At 48.6% G+C, this 18,245-nt stretch carries 19 protein-coding genes; 9 read left to right on the top strand and 10 right to left on the bottom strand.

Annotated elements, in window-relative coordinates; all coding sequences use genetic code 11:
* Window positions 1-76: 76 nt before the first annotated feature.
* The 3 genes from ACI5FR_RS02575 to ACI5FR_RS02565 all read right to left on the bottom strand — a co-directional run bounded on the left by ACI5FR_RS02575 (window position 77) and on the right by ACI5FR_RS02565 (window position 2,696).
* A complete protein-coding gene (locus ACI5FR_RS02575) occupies window positions 77-760 on the bottom strand; it encodes a YqjF family protein (protein ID WP_405449900.1) in 684 nt (227 codons plus the stop codon).
* Window positions 761-1,234: 474 nt separating this feature from the next.
* A complete protein-coding gene (locus tag ACI5FR_RS02570) occupies window positions 1,235-1,822 on the bottom strand; it encodes a chloramphenicol phosphotransferase CPT family protein (protein ID WP_405449897.1) in 588 nt (195 codons plus the stop codon).
* Between the two features lie 292 nt (window positions 1,823-2,114).
* On the bottom strand, window positions 2,115-2,696 hold the full coding sequence (locus tag ACI5FR_RS02565; RefSeq protein WP_405449894.1) for a TetR/AcrR family transcriptional regulator: 582 nt from the start codon (window positions 2,694-2,696) through the stop codon (window positions 2,115-2,117).
* 375 nt (window positions 2,697-3,071) lie between these two features.
* On the opposite strand from ACI5FR_RS02565, the gene ACI5FR_RS02560 reads away from it, so the two are divergent.
* Window positions 3,072-4,226: an MFS transporter gene (locus ACI5FR_RS02560; RefSeq protein WP_405450677.1), complete on the top strand. Its 1,155-nt coding sequence runs from the start codon at window positions 3,072-3,074 to the stop codon at window positions 4,224-4,226.
* Between the two features lie 798 nt (window positions 4,227-5,024).
* Here the strand turns inward: ACI5FR_RS02560 and ACI5FR_RS02555 are convergent.
* Entirely contained in the window at window positions 5,025-5,177 is a 153-nt protein-coding gene (locus tag ACI5FR_RS02555; protein WP_405449892.1) for a hypothetical protein, read from the bottom strand.
* A gap of 164 nt (window positions 5,178-5,341) precedes the next feature.
* Entirely contained in the window at window positions 5,342-5,497 is a 156-nt protein-coding gene (locus ACI5FR_RS02550) for a hypothetical protein (protein ID WP_405449890.1), read from the bottom strand.
* 175 nt (window positions 5,498-5,672) lie between these two features.
* On the opposite strand from ACI5FR_RS02550, the gene ACI5FR_RS02545 reads away from it, so the two are divergent.
* Together ACI5FR_RS02545 and ACI5FR_RS02540 are read left to right on the top strand one after the other, a co-directional pair.
* Window positions 5,673-6,698 (top strand): DUF3231 family protein, encoded by a 1,026-nt coding sequence (locus ACI5FR_RS02545; RefSeq protein ID WP_405449889.1) that lies wholly within the window; start codon window positions 5,673-5,675, stop codon window positions 6,696-6,698.
* A gap of 73 nt (window positions 6,699-6,771) precedes the next feature.
* Window positions 6,772-7,095, top strand: a complete 324-nt coding sequence (locus tag ACI5FR_RS02540; RefSeq protein ID WP_405449886.1) for a hypothetical protein — start codon at window positions 6,772-6,774, stop codon at window positions 7,093-7,095.
* 221 nt (window positions 7,096-7,316) lie between these two features.
* On the opposite strand, the gene ACI5FR_RS02535 is transcribed toward ACI5FR_RS02540, so the two are convergent.
* The 5 genes from ACI5FR_RS02535 to ACI5FR_RS02515 all read right to left on the bottom strand — a co-directional run bounded on the left by ACI5FR_RS02535 (window position 7,317) and on the right by ACI5FR_RS02515 (window position 11,737).
* Window positions 7,317-7,760: a cell wall hydrolase gene (locus tag ACI5FR_RS02535; protein WP_405449883.1), complete on the bottom strand. Its 444-nt coding sequence runs from the start codon at window positions 7,758-7,760 to the stop codon at window positions 7,317-7,319.
* A gap of 216 nt (window positions 7,761-7,976) precedes the next feature.
* Entirely contained in the window at window positions 7,977-8,390 is a 414-nt protein-coding gene (locus ACI5FR_RS02530) for a hypothetical protein (RefSeq protein WP_405449880.1), read from the bottom strand.
* A gap of 1,275 nt (window positions 8,391-9,665) precedes the next feature.
* A complete protein-coding gene (locus ACI5FR_RS02525; protein ID WP_405449877.1) occupies window positions 9,666-10,043 on the bottom strand; it encodes an alpha-amylase family protein in 378 nt (125 codons plus the stop codon).
* 39 nt (window positions 10,044-10,082) lie between these two features.
* Entirely contained in the window at window positions 10,083-11,354 is a 1,272-nt protein-coding gene (locus ACI5FR_RS02520; RefSeq protein WP_405449874.1) for a neutral/alkaline non-lysosomal ceramidase N-terminal domain-containing protein, read from the bottom strand.
* 26 nt (window positions 11,355-11,380) lie between these two features.
* Window positions 11,381-11,737, bottom strand: a complete 357-nt coding sequence (locus ACI5FR_RS02515) for a cupin domain-containing protein (RefSeq protein ID WP_405449871.1) — start codon at window positions 11,735-11,737, stop codon at window positions 11,381-11,383.
* 212 nt (window positions 11,738-11,949) lie between these two features.
* Here ACI5FR_RS02515 and ACI5FR_RS02510 point away from each other — a divergent pair, with 212 nt between their 5' ends.
* The 6 genes from ACI5FR_RS02510 (at window position 11,950) to ACI5FR_RS02485 (ending at window position 17,713) form a co-directional block, all read left to right on the top strand.
* Window positions 11,950-12,837, top strand: coding sequence for an AraC family transcriptional regulator (locus ACI5FR_RS02510; RefSeq protein ID WP_405449868.1), 888 nt, complete (start codon window positions 11,950-11,952; stop codon window positions 12,835-12,837).
* A 111-nt stretch (window positions 12,838-12,948) separates the two neighbouring features.
* On the top strand, window positions 12,949-14,064 hold the full coding sequence (locus ACI5FR_RS02505; RefSeq protein WP_405449866.1) for a GntR family transcriptional regulator: 1,116 nt from the start codon (window positions 12,949-12,951) through the stop codon (window positions 14,062-14,064).
* Between the two features lie 174 nt (window positions 14,065-14,238).
* Window positions 14,239-14,880 carry a cyclase family protein gene (locus ACI5FR_RS02500; protein WP_405449863.1) on the top strand — a complete coding sequence of 214 codons (642 nt, stop codon included), beginning with the start codon at window positions 14,239-14,241 and terminating at the stop codon, window positions 14,878-14,880.
* A gap of 15 nt (window positions 14,881-14,895) precedes the next feature.
* On the top strand, window positions 14,896-15,873 hold the full coding sequence (locus ACI5FR_RS02495; RefSeq protein ID WP_405449861.1) for a C-terminal binding protein: 978 nt from the start codon (window positions 14,896-14,898) through the stop codon (window positions 15,871-15,873).
* Entirely contained in the window at window positions 15,870-16,880 is a 1,011-nt protein-coding gene (locus tag ACI5FR_RS02490) for a zinc-dependent alcohol dehydrogenase (protein WP_405449859.1), read from the top strand. The genes ACI5FR_RS02495 and ACI5FR_RS02490 overlap by 4 nt, the downstream gene beginning before the upstream one ends.
* A 68-nt stretch (window positions 16,881-16,948) precedes the next feature.
* Window positions 16,949-17,713: an SDR family NAD(P)-dependent oxidoreductase gene (locus ACI5FR_RS02485; RefSeq protein ID WP_405449857.1), complete on the top strand. Its 765-nt coding sequence runs from the start codon at window positions 16,949-16,951 to the stop codon at window positions 17,711-17,713.
* Window positions 17,714-18,245: the final 532 nt, after the last annotated feature.

Raw genomic sequence — 18,245 nt, 5'->3', positions numbered from 1 at the left:
ATTTAAATTCGGTTGCTAATCAACGCCAGACGTGCAGACATGCTCCTCGTTTGAATACACATCAATAGGAGCTTTCTTAAGTGACTTTGACTAAAGGCCAGATTAAGGTTTTGAGAGTCTTGGCGTAATGCAGAATCGGAGCGGTTGAAGTCGTAACATAACGTTTGAAATCCGGATGCATTTCATTTGTTTCTAATTCCGCCTCCGCTCGTTGAAGAGGCCAAGGCAAATGATGAATTTCACCGCGGTACAGAATTCCGCCATGGGTTGTATATAAACAATACCTTTCTGTCAGCCATTCATCGATGGAGCCGGGAGAAGCCCGATAAACGTTCGATATCGGCGCGTAGGAGCCCGTGAATACTGCCTGCGGTGCAAAGCGGCTAGTTCGCTCACTTCTATAACTCCAGCCAACTCCCGATCTCTCCATCCCCATCCTTGCCCGATAATAGGGCAAATGAAACACTCCTCTGGCTAATGCCACTGCCATCGGATTCGTAACATCCAAGCTGAAGAAGTATACTCCCGGCTTCTCATCCCTCACTACGTAAGTACGCACATTAATTTCTGGAAATGCGGACAAATAAGGAACTGCTGGTAGCCATCTTGGACGTATACCGCACATGTGGAATGGTACGATCCCGATCCACGCATAGCCGTCATACGTGTCGAGCGGTAGATGCTTCGGCAGATGCACCTTCATGATGTCCGGCGGTACCGGCCAATGAGCGAAAAGCAACCTCTCCCATGTCTGGGTCATGATCCAAGGACCTTGAGACAGAGGGTATGGCCTATGTTCGGTATGTTTCAACAAATCGTGCACTGGCTCGTGTCAACTCCCCATGAATGACTTTGTGATCATCGGTTGCAAGATCATAAAAGTTTGCAACATTAGCGCAATGATAGCTAAATGTATTCGATAGAGTGGTTGTTTTACCTGTTTTCGGACACCCATAATATTCCAGAAAACTGTTAGACAGACCGTCCGAAAGCTCGAAAACCTTGGCTTTACCGTAACATTGGCCACATCCGAAGCTTCCTGATCTTCCCTACTAAACAAAGAAGACGCAGCTTTTTTTAAAACTGTACAAGCTGCGCCTAGTTTCGTATTGTCTTTTTTCGGGATACGCGGTATGCGTTATTTTCAAGATAGCTTAATTCCGAGATCCCTCGATCTGCTCGAGGGGCGATAGCCCCAATGCTTGAATATGGTGTTATCTGATGGATATACCATCTAGGAAACACTAACATTTCTTTTACGTAATTTCTTAAATACCGAGTATTCCTTATTGGACTTAATGAAACTTAATATCTTTTCGGCACATTCTATTGGATTCATCTCTTCCGTATTTACTTCGAGGTCATATTCATCAATGCAATATACTTTGTTGAACTGTGAAGCTGCTAGTCCAATTTGTCTATCTCCTCTTGTTTGCTCTCTCCTTATGAGTTCTTCTTTCGAGCATATTACACCTATAAATAATGTAGGCTGATCAGAAAATACATCAAGACACTCATTAAACCACTTGTCATTTTGAATAACGGTATCAACTATTACATTCAAACCCATTTCTGAAAACAATTTAATTTTCGAATAGTACAGTGAGTTTAAGGGATCAAAAGTTATTTGTGCTACAACTCGGTCATCTACTTCTCTTGTAGGTTCAATATCTGAAAAATTATTTTTAAAAAAATCCTTGATAAAATCATCTACTGATAAATGATGGAAAAGAATCTCTTTCTGATTCATCAGTTCCATAGCAATACTTGTCTTCCCTGAACTTGAAGTTCCGTTCATCAAAACAATGATTCCTTGCTTCAAACGAATCACCCTCACTTATATGATTTGTGCATCTTTCAGATAACATTAAATTCACCAAGATTATAAAATTATCCAACTCAGAAAATATTCGAGAAACGATTGAACTATCCTGCCCGTTCACTTCAGCGGGAAACGACAGCCGATCTTTGGGCCAGCTGCCGTCGTCTCATGATTGAACTATCAGCTCCCGTTAGCGCAATAACGGCCGCCCCGCGGCAGGGATTGATAAAATAAAAAAAATTCGTGCACTCCTTCTGTTGATATCATGATGGCACTATCCTATTTTTTGATTCTACTTCATCAAAGTAAGTATTTCTTTTACAAAATTATCAACAACTACTCTTTCAGGACGAGATTTCATGAAAACAGTAAGCCCTATTAACGATATGACAAGTGTCTGCGCTAAACTCTTTGCGTTAATACAGGTATCAAGCTCACCTGAGCGCAAACCTCGTTCAATCGTTTCTTGGAATATTACTGAGAGATACATCTGATGTTCTCTTGTTAGGATTTCAAATTTCTCATCATGAGGAGCCAGTTCCACCATCGAATTGATGCAAAAGCACCCCCAGTTCGGACTTTTTTCATATTCTTTCGCCACCATATTTTCAAAAAAGGCACGGAATGCCTCTTTAACAGAAGAATTGTTTTGAAGATTGGCACGAACATAGGCAGCATGGGAACTCGTATATTTTCGCAACGCAGCTTCAAATAATCCTTTTTTGTCTCCAAAGGTGGAGTATATGCTTGGACGCTGAATGCCCATTCTTGATGTCAAGTCGCTTAAAGAGGTAGCTTCGAACCCTTTTTCCCAAAAAAGTTGCATAGCTGCATCCAATGCCTTTTCCTCATCAAATTCGCGTGGTCGAGCCATAGCAACCCCCTCTTTTCATATCGAACGGTATATTATAATTGTATTTTGTGAAGATTATCCTGTCAATTAAATTAAGCTTTTTCAGCTCTTAGATCTCATCTAAATAGCAGAGAAAAAGAGTTCTCGATCCATTTCAGCCTGTCCTCTACAGTTATCTCTTGACAGTTATCTTTTTTCAGAGTTATATTTATCAGGAAACATTCCATACCGATCGGTAATTTATTTTATAAATCTGATAACAATATATTTAAGGAGGCTTTATCTTTGGGGAACTTTGTGAAAGAACCGAAAGTCATTACTGTGGATTATACAGGCAACCATGTTCAACCAGCTCAAGAGACGCTTATAGCATCAGGATCAGTGCCCGCATTTTTAATGTCCCGCAATGTTGCACTCTTATTTGCAATCGCCTGCGGACTGGCAGTCGCCAACATATATTACGCGCAACCCTTGCTGGATGCTATTTCAAACGAGTTCGGTATTACTCATTCATCCGTCGGCATTGTTATTACAATCACTCAAGTTTGTTACGCACTTGGACTGCTATTGCTAGTGCCCCTCGGCGATTTATTAAATCGACGTTGGCTGATCGCTGGACAGATGCTAGTATCCGTCTTGGCACTGATTGTGGTTGGTACCGCCCCCACCAGCATGGTGTTATTCATAGGTATTGCTGCGGTTGGATTGCTTGCCGTAGTGACACAGAAGCTCGTTGCGTTCGCGGCAACTTTGGCTGCCCCAGCCGAACGCGGGCGTGCCGTGGGTGTTGTGACAAGCGGAATCGTAATTGGTATTCTACTGGCGCGAACTTTCGCTGGCGTTTTAACGGATTTAGCCGGTTGGCGTTCTGTCTACCTTGTCTCTGCGGTATTAACGCTAATCGTGGCATGTGTATTGTTTAGGGTACTGCCGCATTATGAGCACAAAAGTGAATCATTATCCTACCTACAGCTGCTTCGTTCGCTGCTCACGCTGTTCGCACAAGAACGAATCCTGCGAATCCGTGCTGCACTATGCCTGATGATTTTTACCGCTTTCAGTATATTATGGACTCCCCTAGTGCTGCCTCTCAGCGCACCGCCGCTTTCACTTTCACATACAGCGATTGGAGCGTTTGGTCTCGCTGGAGTTGCTGGGGCGTTAGCAGCGACGCGAGCAGGTCGTCTTGCCGATCGAGGTTTAGGGCAGAGGACCACAGGCGTGGCATTGATTCTGTTGCTTATATCATGGTTGCCCATAAGTTATACTCAACATTCACTTCTCGCATTAATCGTCGGTATTGTCCTTCTTGACCTGGCAGTACAAGCCGTACATGTCACCAACCAGAGCATGATCCTTACTTTGCGCCGTGAGGCTCGCAGTAGGCTTACTGCTGGTTACATGATTTTCTATTCCATTGGTAGCGCCACCGGGTCAATCGCATCTACCAGTATCTATGTTTACTTAGGCTGGAATGGAGTGTGCTTGTTAGGTGCAATTGTCAGTGCTTTGGCTCTTCTATTCTGGGCAGTGACCCATAATCTTAAGTGAATGTTCTCTACGTAAACTTTCTTCCTGTGATTCAGTGTCCTCCATTCCGTCGCCTGGCAAAATTTGTAACCGCTGTTTTAGCATTAGTTACATTACTCCTGTTTATTGAGTACACGGAAACGAAAATAAGCGATGGATCGGATCCATCGTCACGCTATAGTTCCTCGATAGCTTAAAATCGAAATCAATCTGGCGGACCGATGGCCCGAAGTGTAAAAATGGTGTTAGACGATGTTATTGTCCACTTTGATATCCCTTAGTATAATCTAAAATTTATCCCTCTTCATTCTTTCTTCAAGTAATTCAATCTCATTATTTGCCTCTTTTATCAAATACTTAAGTGATACTCCAGCAACTAAGGAAGAAATCGAAATCATAATACAAACTAACATCAGGACTGTTCCTCTTAGATCATTGGTGAAGTTATACGAAAGAACCTCTGTGAATTGGCTACTTGCAAAGAAGACTATCGTCAGAATGAGAAATAATACAAACATAACAAAAAAGAAATTAGACAGCTTGTTTGTTTTCTCGAAAAATATCATTATGTCGTCCCCTTTTTGGAATTAATAATCAATTGCAATAAATTCGCCATGATTTAAGTTGTTCGCGAAGTGATTGAATTATCCTGCCCGTTAGCGCAGACGGCTGCCCAGTGGCAGCCGTTTTGGTGTTGAACTATCGTTACTCGTTAACCTGTAAACCAGATTTTTCATATAGACGAGCAATCTGTCGGGAATGAGATAAAGTTCTTGTCAAATTCGGGAATGGGATAAAGTTCTTGTCATTTGTGGCTCCCTAGATGTAAATTTCTTCTTCTGCTTTCCAAGCCGCCTGGCGCCTCATCTCGGCCAGCGCCAGGAACGAGAACGTCTCGTCCGCAGGTGCCTCAGGTGCCTCGGCACGCGCTTCAGCAGCGAACTTGCGGCTGCCTTTGTTGTTCAGCTCCACCGGCACGTAATCCGCATACCGCTGCTCTCCTTCCCAGCAGCTGGCTCAGATCAAACGGGGCGTACCGTAGGGCGACCGTCAGGCACGCGAGATCGCTGTCCACCTCGTATGTGTTCCCGCCCAGCTGGATGCAGCCCTTCCGAGCAGGAAGGGCACATTGAGTTTCACCAGCGGCATGCACTTGCGCGGCTTGAGGCTGGCTTCAAATCGCGATAGCGGCGATTACTTCGTTCTTGCTCGCGCGTATGGTAGTAGCCATCGAGCCAGCTGCGCAGTGCGGCATTCAGTTCCTCGAGCATCATCACCTCGCCCTTGTTCACGAGCCCTACACCTCGGGACGGAACAGCTCCAAAGGACAAGTCACCATTCCGAAGAGAATCTGTGATGCCCAAAATTTAAGAGAAGGGGATCCGGGCAAAATAGACAATACATAAATTGCTTTGTTTTTCACAAAATATGATTGAAGTCAACTTCAATGGAGGTTTAGCCAATTTTATGTATAATGTAAAAGCGAAAAATGAAACCGAACACAGCATACGAATTACATCACCAGAAATGGGAAGCCTTTGGAGCGCTTACTTAAATGATACTATGGCAATTTGTGTCACTAAGCACATGTTGGAAAAAGTTGAAGATACTGAAATTAAACCGATCTTTGAATTAGCCCTAAGCTTAGCTGAACAGCATATCCAAACCATAACTGAAATTTTTAAGGAAGAAAACTTCCCGATTCCGTTTGGATTTACAGATCATGATGTAAATTTGTCAGCTCCGCGTTTATTTTCAGATGCCTTCTGGTTAATGTACCTGAACGAAATGAGCATTCACGGTCTAACTGGTTATAATGTTGCCTTAACAACTGCGACACGTTCAGATATTCGTGAGTATTACACGAAATGTATGTGTTCATCAATGGAACTTTATCATAAGACAACCGAGATATTGTTATCTAAAGGCGTTTACTCCAGACCCCCGTATATATCAACACCGCAAAATGCTGGCTATGTCAAAAAGCAATCCTTTTTAAGCGGTTGGTTTGGCGACCGCAGACCTTTAAACGCGATTGAGATAAGCAATATTTTTTTCAATTTGAAGAAAGACATTGTGAGCAGAGCTCTTCAAATGGGATTCAGTCAAGTAGCAAAGTCCCAAGAGGTCAAGGATTATATGGTAAGAGGGGTCGATATAACTTTTAAACACATAGAGGTCTTCAACTCAATCTTACACGAAAACGACTTACCTTCCCCTAATCGTTGGGAATCAGAGGTTACGAATTCAATGATACCACCATTTTCAGACAAGCTGATTATGTATCATGCAATGGTACTGATTAATACGGCAATAGGATTTTATGGTGCTGGAATGGCAGTATGTATGAGATCCGATGTGATATTACAATATCAGCGTATTATTACAGAAACTCAACAATATGAAGAAGACGGGGCAAACATTATGATTGACAACAACTGGATGGAACAGCCGCCACAAGCAGATGACCGTAAAGCGTTAGCACATAATTAAATTACGTTAATGAAAAGTTGGGTAAGATATGGGAAAATGTACCCGTACTGAGGTATTTCTTTGGAGTATAGCTTTGCCTGGCTTTGGACAACTTCTCAATGGTTGGTATTTAAAAGGACTGTTACTGGTTGGATTGGAATTTTTGATTAATATTCAATCCAACTTAAATGAAATCATCATTTCCAGTTTTCATGGTGAAATTGAGAACACAATAAATCAAACGAACTACCAATGGCTCTTGTTTTACCCCTGCGTCTATTTGTTCGGTATTTGGGATGCACATAAAGATGCAGGTGGCGGTACAACACCATATGCAGTTGTTCCATTCGCATTTGGCGCTTTTTTTGGAACAGTCGGGATCATATTTCACGTGACTTTCTCGGTGCGGTGTGGTTAGGTATCGTTGGACTGTTCTTTGGATTAGTTCTCGTGCCCGTTAGTGCAGCGGTAAAACCTCAAAACTTGCCCTATTGGATTCAATATTGCTAACAACCTTATTCCACTAAACCCAAAGAAGCCGCGATTTACGCGGCACTCAATGAGATAAAGTTCTTGTCTACCGACACATGGCTGTGACAAGTCAGGTTAAGAGATCCTGAGCTCTTTTCGTTCATATAATTAATACGTATTATATACATTTTCACATTCTTCCGCGGTCGGTTCATAAAAACAGTGCTTCTTCCATCGTCCTACGTGCGGCTGATTATACCAAGTTGGCGGACATGGTCCGGGATTTTCGAACGTTCCTGGACGGAAATACCATAGGGAGTATTTGCCTGGCCAATTCCGCTCCCCATTCACAGCCCTTTGCGCCAGACGGCGTTCCCTATCTCTTGCTTTTTGATAGTACAAACCATAGTGCAACGCTTCGAAGGCATGCGGCTGGTTGATCATTTGGGGAATTGTCCGGATTCCTTTAAAATCGGAGCAATTCGCTCTTATTCGGTTAATGCCAACATTTCCAACAAGGAGCATGCCCATTTCGCCTTCGGTCTCAGCTTCAGCTCGAAGCAACCTTGCCAACATATCAATATCCTGCTGCCTGGCTTTTACGACTGCCATTAGCTCACCTCTTTAGATTTCTAGACTCATTATATTGTAGGTGAAGCGGATGTGTTACTCTGGCAAAATAGAGAGCAATAATAAATTGCCTTTCCACCACACTCTTCTGCCGTTTACTTCAACGGACAAAGGCAGCCGATCGTGTGCTGGCTGCCGTCATGTCGTGATTGAGCTATCGAATAAATCTCGATTTACGCTGGTTCATCAGCATTTGAGCTACGGCTCAGTTGATGTTAAAAAAACTCCAACAGGAGGCAAATCATAACTAATAGTTGGAGTTCCGGTGAGACTTGTATTGGTTGTGGCAATCCAAGTTCCGTGCTCACCTGCTTGTAAAGAGGGAGGCTTCATAATAAGCCGTCCCTTCAAAATTAAATGTCGGATCCTGATTGAGGGATCATCAAATATTGATAATTTGCCAGAATAGGAGGCGTAAGGCGAATCAACTCTTATTTGTTTGGTGCTTTCATCCCAGTATCCATTAATCGGGATATCACTGCCGCGAAAATTAATTGTACCAGATAGTTTGTTACCTAAAATAGAGTTGATGTTGAATGTGCCACGAACGACAGGTCTCCCTCCTACAGAAGTGTCGATACCCCACCGTGAAGGGAATGGTATGCTAACCATGTTGGTTTCTCCTTATACAAATTAAGTTTGATAAAATTAATAAATGGAATGATGAAAAGGTGACTCAGATGTTATTTGCTACTTTCATGATACGTAGGTAAATAACTAATTGACTGTGTAGATGCCTATTTTCCGGCAAAGAGTGTAACCGATATCTTCGTGGAAATCAAGTCCGCCCCGAGCGAATCGACGAGCAGCCCCTCTTCCTGCGTCGGGATGGCGGCATTATGGCAACAACGGCTTTGTGGCAATGCCAACGGGTCAGCGGAACGACCCACACAGTGCGGTCTACCTGATTCATAGAACAATTCCGGGAATATCGGCTATACGCGTATCGATTCGATGCCTGTGTTCACGTTCATCCGAGCAGACCACTTCGATTTCAATAAATGGAATTTCTAGAGAGTCCGCCACGTCGCGCCAGGCTTGGCGCGTTTCATTAAGGGAGCTGACACCATTTGCACAAAACTGCCAGTTACTTCAACGGGAAACGGCAGCGGATCTTGTGCCCGCTGCCGACGTGTCACTGACAACTATTTATTTCATGATTCCTCCATCATGTCTCAAGGAAAGTTAATCTGTCACTGCGATTACAAACACGTAGCTTGCTTCCTTTAGAAATTCTCTTTTCCTTATCTTGCAGCCAAGTTGCAGAAAGTCCGTAGCTTCACGTCAGCGGAAAGACGTCCAAAAATTGCTGCCCCGCGACCGAAGCATATTGCGGTATTTCTAATCCATCGTAGCCACATACAACACGTGTGTAACTATCCATCGTGACACTCCTTGCGAATGATTAATAATTTTCATTCAACATTTGTCCCTTTCACCTCCACGTCATCCAACGTATTAATGATTACAAATAACAAAAAGGAGGTTCGATTATATGGCAGTGGCTTTAAATCATACCGTATCTAATCGGATTCTACTGGCAACATTTGACACTAAATGGAAAAGACAAAGAGTGTCGGATGGGCATGTAGTTTACATTGCGACTGCGAACAAAGCAACTATTGAGCTCCTTGTTAGTGGTATGAAAAAAACAATCAAAAGAAGGTTCACGAAAGGTGCAAGGATATTTGTCGTAAATGGGACATTCCACTTTCCAGGACATATACAACTGTAGGGAATGGCTTCCTTGAGAGGAGTAATCATCAAGAAGTTCATGGTTCCAAATAAATTATCGTAAGATAACCCCGCCTCTGGCGGGTTTATTTGTTTAGAGTTCAAGAAATGAGGGATAACTGTAAAAAGTAATCGCTAATAGCCCCAAGCCTATCATTGTTTAAAAATAGCGAATCCGGGTTCATCCCAAAAAACGCCATCCGGGCGCAAATCCTCAATAATTTCCGCAAGTTTAGATTGAAGCCATTGCTTGAATTCCGGGTTGTTGGGACAACAAAGAATTTCTTCCCCCTTATTTCCTTTGTTTGAAATTTGGACAGCTTGCGGATGATGCATTTGATAATAATGCCCGGTGTGGGTAGTAGCGAATGAGCCGAATCCATGAAAATTTAAGTAGACTTTAAGTCCCACTTCATGAGCTGCCCTTCGAATTTCACGCCGTGAAAACCGATAAAAATGCCAATCGGTTTCATAGACGTACAAATTGATGGAGGTACTGGTGGGGGTACACAGTCCCAATGTAAGCAACATTCAAGTCGCTTTCCATTCAGAAGCACTCCTAATCTTATATCAAGTTATAGATAAAGCGCTCTTGAAGGCTTGTTCTATACTGCGATCGATATACTTGAACGTCCCTTTTAAACCGTATTCAATGGTCGACCCTGATGCTTCATAACCGCCTTCCGCATTCAGCTTATCATTCGGAACATAAGCTTTGGAATCTGCATATCCGATGAATAACAGATACTTTCCCGGAAAAAAGGACTCCAGATGCTGCTTGACTTCATAACACGGTTCTCCGCCAAGATATGCCAAAAATAAGTCCCGGCCAAGTCTGGCGAAACCTCCAGGCAGCCTAATTTCATCCGGCATTTGTTCGTAACGAGCGTATACGCCTTCAGCCACCCTACGAGTGCCGATAGGTTCCCTTTTATCCGAGGCAGCTTCAGCAAATCTTTGCTTTGGAAATGGGTCGAGAGAAAGCGGGATTTCAAACTGGCGTGCAACAAAATCGGCTTCAATCTTTGTAAAGGCGCCGGCCTTAAATAAAGTGCGCTTGATCCGTTCAACTATGGCAACCGACATCTCATTGACTTCTTCGTAGGTCTTCGTTAGAAATTCATTGCCGCTAGCCGTAATTTTGGGTCGCGCGTTGCCTCCGGCCCCCTGAAGGAAAATAGCAGTCGCACCAAAGCACTCCGCTTCTAGCAACTGGCAAATCCGTCCCGGAAAGTCCCCTGACAAGTATAACGTATCCCTTACCGTTACAGGGTGACAAGCATAAAAAATCGTTACCGCTTTGATATGTCCATTCCGATCGACAAGTTTAAGCATATGCAGCGTATTGTCTTTGGCCCCCTCCGGGTTTGGAGCCAGTTCAATCCTCCCATCCACAGGTTTTCGCCGGTTGATGTTCCAGTCTCCCTCAATCGAACCGTATTCCATGCTGCCTTCATATTGGTTGAGCAGGGTCCGGTCCATGCAACTTTTAATTCGTGCGAGCAAAAACTGTTCGTACGTTTCGGAATATTGGCCAGGATCGCCATATCCACGTATCGCTGGACCGCCGTGCGTATGAGTATAGGATAAAAATAAGCAATCGCGGGAAATCCCATGCTTTTCTAATGCATACTGTTTAACGGTTTCCGTCAATGCATAGTCATGGAAAAGAAGATCGATAGAAATGAACATCAAGCGTTCTTTGCCGTCATCGAGCAGCAATGCTTTTACATATAAATGGTCGTGGATTCCCAAGAAGTGCTTGCCATGAAACGAACTATACCCCCCCATGGATGTAAGAACGTCAGGGGTAATCAAATCCTTGCCCACTCCAAATTTCATCGCCATTCCTCCAGTTTGAGTCTCTCTTAATGTTTGGCGTAGGTTTGCCCTGGAATTCGATCCGGCCAATTGGCAACACAGATGTATTCGAAATCCTCTTCCGACAGGCAAGTCGCTCGATGCCTTACGTTCCTCGGGATATAAACAACGTCTCCCTTCTCGACCTCGCTTACCGAATCGCCTAATTCAAGACGAGCTTTTCCACCGATAATAATGTATAGTTCCTCTTCATCGTCATGCAGTCCTTCGGGTGTCGATTGCCCTTGTTTAACCCGGACATAATTACTGGAAATGGTCTCTGCCCCTTCTTCCGGCAGGAACGTTACGCCTTCCTCCAAGTAGCCAGGCAATGTGGAAATTTTTTTGACAAAGGGTTTAATCACGTTTTTTCCTCCAGTATGGATATCAATTTGTTATTTCACCGTCATTATATAGCTAGTGAGATAGGGGGGAATATAAGGATTATGGACATCATTCCGGAATTGATGTCATTAGAACCCCCTTTTTTTGAACGTTCTTGTTCCTTGTACTACCCCGTGAGTATTCGCTACAATTAGGAACAACCATTTCCTACAAAAAGGCGGGCGAAGCACGGATGAATCGGGTATCTCCTGAGAATTACAATATCAAAACTCGGATCGGACCACTGCTGTTCGATATTGTTCTCGACGATTCGTTTCGTTCGGCGAATGCCCCGAGCCTATTCAACCGGCACTGCCATTCCACCTTCGAAATCCACTTCATCGTAAAAGGAGGAGGGTTTATGATCATTGGTTCGGATAAGGTTGAATTGCTGCCGAATCACTACTACCTGATCCCTCCGGGCATCTATCACACCATTACCCAGGATTCCAAGTCTACACTTTGCAAATATACCATTCGTTTCGAATATACCGAATTGAAAGAACATGATCTTTATTTTCCAGCCAATGAAGTCGAGGCCATAAAAATCGCTTTGTCTAACATGCATCGTTTTTCCGTCGCGGAATTGGGCGAGAATCTTTCTTTGCTTAAAAAAATCAATGACGAATTGGAACAGCGTTCGCTTGGTTACTATACAAAACTCCAATCCTACTTCAACCAAATTCTTATAAATGTAATGAGAACTGCCACTCCAGACACGCATATGTCTTACAATATCCCGCGCCGGCTAGGTCATGATAAACGAAGCCAGATTATCGAATCCTTTTTTGACCGATACAGTTCGAATCTCACGCTGGAAGATTTAGCTGCACAATTGCGTCTTAGCCAGCGCCAGACGAATCGCATTCTGCAAAAGATGTATAATCGATCTTTTCGTCAAATCTTAATCGACATCCGGATTGAAGAAAGCAAAGCGCGATTAAAAGATACCGAGTATTCCATCATGCTCATAGCTGAACAACTCGGGTTCACCTCATATCCCTTATTTCAAGCGATGTTTAAACAGAAAACAGGGCTGACGCCTCAAGCCTACCGCAAAAACTCGGTACATAATCAGTAGAACGAAGAGTCCTTGACACTTACCTGCCTTCATTCGTACTTGAAGGTCTTGGGTAGATTGGTCTATACTCTTTATATCTTATTAGACCATTCAAACGAACGGAGAGCCGTCATGCACCAACCTTCTGTGCCGCTGTATTCCCAAATCCGCCAATATATCCTGGACCAGATCGCAAGCGGGGTCTGGCCAAGCGAATATCAAATTCCGCCGGAGCGGGAACTGGCCGAACAGTTCTCGGTCAGCCGCATCACCGCCAAAAACGCCGTCCTGCGCCTGGTGAACGAAGGCTACCTGTACCGCCACCGAGGGAAAGGGACGTTCGTATCCGGCTCGAAGCCCCAGTCCTCCCCCCTTCTATCGCCCAAGCCGCCCGAGCTCGAATCGAAACGGAATTCGAAGCTGATCGGCTTCGTCATCCCCTGGATGGAGATGAACTATTCCACGCTGCTGTTCGGAGGGCTGGAGTCCGCGCTCGGTGAACGGGGGTATCATGTCGTGTTCAAACGGATCCCCACCCCGGAGCAAGAATCGAAGGCGATCCGCGAGCTGCTCGAGCTGCCGGTGGCCGGCCTCGTCGTCGTATCGAGTCAAGGCGAACATTTCAACGAGGACCTCGTACGGCTTGCCCTGGACAAATATCCGCTGGTGCTGGTGGAGAAAGCGATGCGCGACGTCAAGACCAGTGGGGTCTACTGCGATACGGAGCGGGCGGGCGCCCGTCTCGCGCGGTTTCTGGCCAACCGGGGACTGGAGCGGATCGGACTGCTCGCCTACCCGCCGACCTTCACGTATGGAGTTAAGGAACGGATCTTCGGGTTTCAGGCCGAGCTGGCCCGCAGAGGCATTCCGCCGCTCCCGGACGGCCGGATCCTGATAGGCTCGCCGGACTGGCTCGGTCCGCAAGGGCAAAGCGATAATAACCGCGTGCCGCCGGAGATCTACCGCTACCTGGAGCTCAACCCCGACCTCCAGGCGATCGCCGCGGCCGATGCCCTGCTCGCCCGGTACGTCGGGATCGCCTGCCGGCAAGCGGGACGACTCGGGACGGTCATCGTCTGCTTCGACGCGCCCTATGCCCATCCGGGCGCCGTACTGCCGGCAGCCTACATCGACCAATCGCCGTTCGACATGGGCCTGCACGCCGCCGCCTTAATCGTCGACGCGCTCGAAGGGAAGTCGGATGCCCGCCAGATCGTTATCGAGCCCAAGCTTGTTGAAGTCGGCTGAAGCGGTCTCGCCGGACATCCCCATTCTCATTCAGCCCTCCGGTCATCCGCCGGCAGGGCTATTTGCATGAATATTTTCTTCTCAAAGGATATATAAGTTATATTGACATACCATTAATGCTCCTGTTTAATTTAGATATGTAAACGATTCAATTCTCAAGGAGGTTCCCTTCCGATGAGCCGTCAATTGATCGATTTGTCTCTCGATATTTACCACGGTGCTCCCAATTTTGCCTATGACCCGAAATGCGCCGTCATCGTGCACAATACGGTGGAATCGATCGGGTACAACATGTCGCAGTTGTCGATGAGCACGCACCAAGCCACCCACCTCGATGCCCCGTTTCATTTCCTGAACGACGGCAAGACCGTCGACCAGCTCGATCTGCACAAATGCATCGGGGAAGCGCTGTTGGTGGACCTGTCGCACAAGAAACCGAAGGAGCCGCTCTACCCTTCCGATTTCGCGGCTTATGACGAACGGATTCGGGAAGGCACCCGGCTCATCTACCGTACCGACTGGCATCTGCAATTCCCGGAGAAGCATTATTTCACCGATTTCCCTTACATGACGATCGAGCTGGCGCAATGGCTGGCCGACCGCCGCATCGCCATGATCGGCATGGACGTCCCGACGCCCAATCCGACCGACTTCGATCCGGTGCACAAAATCCTGCTGCGCGAGGAAATCGTAATCGTGGAAGGGTTGGCCCGCTTGGGGAATATCGGTCGGAACGAGTTTTTCTTCATGGCGGCGCCCTTGAAAATTACCGGAAGAGACGGCGCGCCCGTACGCGCCGTGGCGATGATCGACTAAGGAGCGTGAATCCGAATGGAATGGACGGAGCGATGGAAAGTGGCCGTAACGGATTACGGTTTCCCCGACCTGCGGCCGGAGCATGAGACGCTGGAGCCGCTAGGCGTCCGCCTAACAGCCGCTCAGTGCAAGACCGGCCAGGAGGTCGCGGACCTATGCGCCGAAGCAGACGCAGTGCTGACGCAGTGGGCGCCCGTCACGGCGGAGGCGATCGGCCGCATGGAGCGGTGCCGCGTCATCGTCCGCTACGGCATCGGCGTCGACAACGTCGATCTGACTGCAGCCCGATCGAGAGGCATCCCGGTGGTGAATGTGCCCGACTACGCGATCGACGAAGTGGCCGACCATGCCCTAGCGTTGATGCTCGCTTCGGTGCGCAAGATTCCGCAGGTCGTGGCGGACGTCCGCCGGGGCCAATGGGCGATCGCGCCCCGCCGCCCCATCCAGGGACTGACCGGCAAACGGCTCGGTCTCGCCGGGTTCGGCAACATCGCCCGGGCCGTCGCCAAACGAGCCCAGGCGTTCGGGATGGAGACGATCGCTTATGATCCGTTCGTGGACGAGGCCGTATTCCGTGCGAACGGCGTGGAACGGGTAGATGCGCAGCGCTTGCTGCGCGAGAGCGATGTTCTGTCGGTTCATCTGCCGCTGACCGCGGACACTCGGCACTTCCTGAACGCCCAGGCGTTCCGGAAGATGAAGCCGACCGCTTTCCTGATCAACACGTCGCGCGGCGGCGTAGTGGATACGGAGGCGCTCGCCGAAGCACTGAGCCAAGATCAGCTCGCCGGCGCCGCGCTCGATGTGCTCGAACAGGAGCCGGTGTCGCCCGACAGCCCGCTGCTGCAGCTGGAGTCCTGCCTGATCACGAGTCACTGCGCGTGGTATTCGGAGAGCTCGCTGATCCGACTCCAGCAATTCGCCGCGCTGGAAGTGAAGCGCGTGCTGGAGGGAGGCCGGCCGCTCCACGTGGTGAACGGGGTGAGCGTATGAGAACGCTGGTGTACCGCGGTCCGCGTGTGCTGACGCTGGAGCAGGCAGAGGTACCGTCGCCCGCTCCCGGCGAAATCGTCGTCCGCGTGGAGGCGGTCGGCATCTGCGGGAGCGAGCTCGAAGGCTATCTGGGGCATAGCAGCGTGCGGGTCCCGCCCCTGGTGATGGGCCACGAGTTCGCCGGCGAGGTGGCGTTCCGGGCATCCGACGCCGATAGGTTCGACATCGGCGCCAAGGTGGTCGTCAACCCGCTGCTCGCCTGCGGCGCGTGCGACCGGTGCCGGGAAGGCCGGCCGAACATATGCCGCGACCGCCGCATCGTCGGCATCCATCGGCCCGGGGCGTTCGCCGAGTATGTCGCCGTCCCGGAGGCCTGCGCCATCGCGGTTCCGCAGGCGATGGACATGGCGACGGCCTCGCTCGCGGAGCCGCTCGCCGTCTGCATCCACGCGGCCAAGCTCGGCCTGGCGCCATTCGGCGACGTGCTCGTATTCGGAGCAGGCCCGATCGGACTGCTGACGGTACAAGCCGCGCGCCGTATGGGCGCACGCCGCATCCTGGCGGTAGACCGTCAGCCTGCTCGGCTTGCCTTCGCAGAGCGGCTGGGCGCGGCCGTGTCCACGCCGGACCTGCTGGACAGCCGATACCGGGAAGTGTTCGGCTTGGCGGGGACGGATACCGTTATTGACTGTGTCGGCGTGGAGTCCACTCGGCAGCAGGCGCTCGCCCTCGTCAATCCGGGAGGCAAGATCGTTCTCGTCGGCCTCGGACACGATCGGACGACGCTGCCGCTGAACCATGCCGTACGGCAGGAAGTGTCGCTGATTGGGTCTTATACGTACACCGCTGCCGATTTCGATCAGGCCGTCGCTCTGCTCGCCTCAGGTGCCGTTACACGGGAAGGCTGGACTGCCCTGTGCGGCTTGGGGCAAGCGTCGGAGTCGTTTGCGACCTTGGCCGACGGCACGAATCCGAACGGAAAAATTATAGTCGATCCCCGTCTGTAGAGACGAATCGAGGAAATGTAGTAGGATCGAATCGAGAATCGGGAATCCAAAATCGGGAGGGAACAGCGATGCGGGGATTGAAGGGAAAAACAGCCGTTGTCACGGGAGGCGCGCAAGGGCTCGGGGAAGCGATCGTCCGGCGCTTGTGCGAGGAGGGCTGCAGCGTCTGGCTGCTGGACCGCAGCGAGACCGGCCGGGACACGGCGGTCCGAATCGAAGCGGAGACTGGCAACACGGTCCGGTTCGTACAGGCGGATATCTCCGACCCGAGTCAGATGAGCGCCTTGGCGGACCAGTGGGCAAGCGAATCGGTCCGGATCGCGATCTTGGTGAACAACGCGGCGGCCTTCGTGTTCAAGGGCGTTGAGGCCGAGCCGGAAGACTGGGACCGCATACTGGATGTCAACGTTAAGGGCACCTCGCTGATGACGAAGACGGCGGTGCCGTTCATGAAGCAAGCCGGCGGCGGCTCGATCGTCAACTTGTCCTCCGTCAGCGGCTTCGTCGGACAAGGACAATTCGCTACCTACAATGCCACCAAGTTCGCGATTCGCGGATTGGCCAAGTGCTGGGCGCTCGATCTCGCGGCCGACGGAATCCGGGTGAATACCGTATGTCCGGGCTATATTCGGACCGCGGCGTTCGACCATTCCTGCCGGCTGCTCGGCAAGAATATCGACGAGGAGGACCGGCGCGTCTCCCAGCTTCATCTGTTGGGCCGGCAAGGCCGGCCGCATGAGGTGGCGGGCGCGGTGGCGTTCCTCGCCTCCGACGACGCGTCGTTCATCACGGGCAGCGATTTGATGGTCGATGGGGGATTTACCGCTTTATAGTCAGGGAACTCTTTATTCTGGATGAGATTATAAAAAAATTTAAAAACCTATCAACAAAATAACTTAATTTAGATAGTTTCATTCCCTCCCCTCCTCTCATCTTCAGAAAAAAAGTGGACATTTCTGTTCCGCTATCGTGCCCGTTAGGAAATCACCCTATCATGATGTTCTGTCCGCTCGTCCAAGTTCAAGGCCAAAGGTTTGGACAACTTTCTCAGCAATTCTCCGACTGCCCAACTCCGTGGGATGCGAATTACCGCTAAGGTATCCGTTCGCTTCCATAACATCCGTATCGTTACCCCAAATGTCATCAAAAGCGATGTAAGCCCCTCGGGTCTTTATGGCCATTCTTTGGAGCTCCATTCTGAAGCCGTTTGTTGGAGGCTCTCGCCAGATAAAGTCCAACACAACTACTAACGTGCTGTACCGATTGCTTCCCGTTCAACAAGGCAGCCCGGCAGCCTGCTCGGTTGCGAAGCAAGGCCGCCGATCATTTCGGCGACCTTGTCCTTCGTGTCATTGGTGCGCTATC

Source organism: Paenibacillus sp. HJGM_3 (genome assembly GCF_045062745.1).
In the GTDB taxonomy this organism is placed as follows: domain Bacteria; phylum Bacillota; class Bacilli; order Paenibacillales; family NBRC-103111; genus Paenibacillus_AA.
Note: the sequence above shows the minus strand (reverse complement) of the source record. Positions and strands in the feature narration are given on the sequence as shown.

What these genes read in the sequence shown, in the direction of transcription:
- ACI5FR_RS02575 (WP_405449900.1), bottom strand. Translation starts at nt 760, where the DNA reads ATGACCCAGACATGGGAGAGGTTGCTTTTCGCTCATTGGCCGGTACCG.
- ACI5FR_RS02565 (WP_405449894.1), bottom strand. Translation starts at nt 2,696, where the DNA reads ATGGCTCGACCACGCGAATTTGATGAGGAAAAGGCATTGGATGCAGCT.
- ACI5FR_RS02560 (WP_405450677.1), top strand. Translation starts at nt 3,072, where the DNA reads ATGTCCCGCAATGTTGCACTCTTATTTGCAATCGCCTGCGGACTGGCA.
- ACI5FR_RS02545 (WP_405449889.1), top strand. Translation starts at nt 5,673, where the DNA reads ATGTATAATGTAAAAGCGAAAAATGAAACCGAACACAGCATACGAATT.
- ACI5FR_RS02535 (WP_405449883.1), bottom strand. Translation starts at nt 7,760, where the DNA reads ATGGCAGTCGTAAAAGCCAGGCAGCAGGATATTGATATGTTGGCAAGG.
- ACI5FR_RS02530 (WP_405449880.1), bottom strand. Translation starts at nt 8,390, where the DNA reads ATGGTTAGCATACCATTCCCTTCACGGTGGGGTATCGACACTTCTGTA.
- ACI5FR_RS02525 (WP_405449877.1), bottom strand. Translation starts at nt 10,043, where the DNA reads ATGTTGCTTACATTGGGACTGTGTACCCCCACCAGTACCTCCATCAAT.
- ACI5FR_RS02520 (WP_405449874.1), bottom strand. Translation starts at nt 11,354, where the DNA reads ATGAAATTTGGAGTGGGCAAGGATTTGATTACCCCTGACGTTCTTACA.
- ACI5FR_RS02510 (WP_405449868.1), top strand. Translation starts at nt 11,950, where the DNA reads ATGAATCGGGTATCTCCTGAGAATTACAATATCAAAACTCGGATCGGA.
- ACI5FR_RS02505 (WP_405449866.1), top strand. Translation starts at nt 12,949, where the DNA reads ATGCACCAACCTTCTGTGCCGCTGTATTCCCAAATCCGCCAATATATC.
- ACI5FR_RS02500 (WP_405449863.1), top strand. Translation starts at nt 14,239, where the DNA reads ATGAGCCGTCAATTGATCGATTTGTCTCTCGATATTTACCACGGTGCT.
- ACI5FR_RS02495 (WP_405449861.1), top strand. Translation starts at nt 14,896, where the DNA reads ATGGAATGGACGGAGCGATGGAAAGTGGCCGTAACGGATTACGGTTTC.
- ACI5FR_RS02490 (WP_405449859.1), top strand. Translation starts at nt 15,870, where the DNA reads ATGAGAACGCTGGTGTACCGCGGTCCGCGTGTGCTGACGCTGGAGCAG.
- ACI5FR_RS02485 (WP_405449857.1), top strand. Translation starts at nt 16,949, where the DNA reads ATGCGGGGATTGAAGGGAAAAACAGCCGTTGTCACGGGAGGCGCGCAA.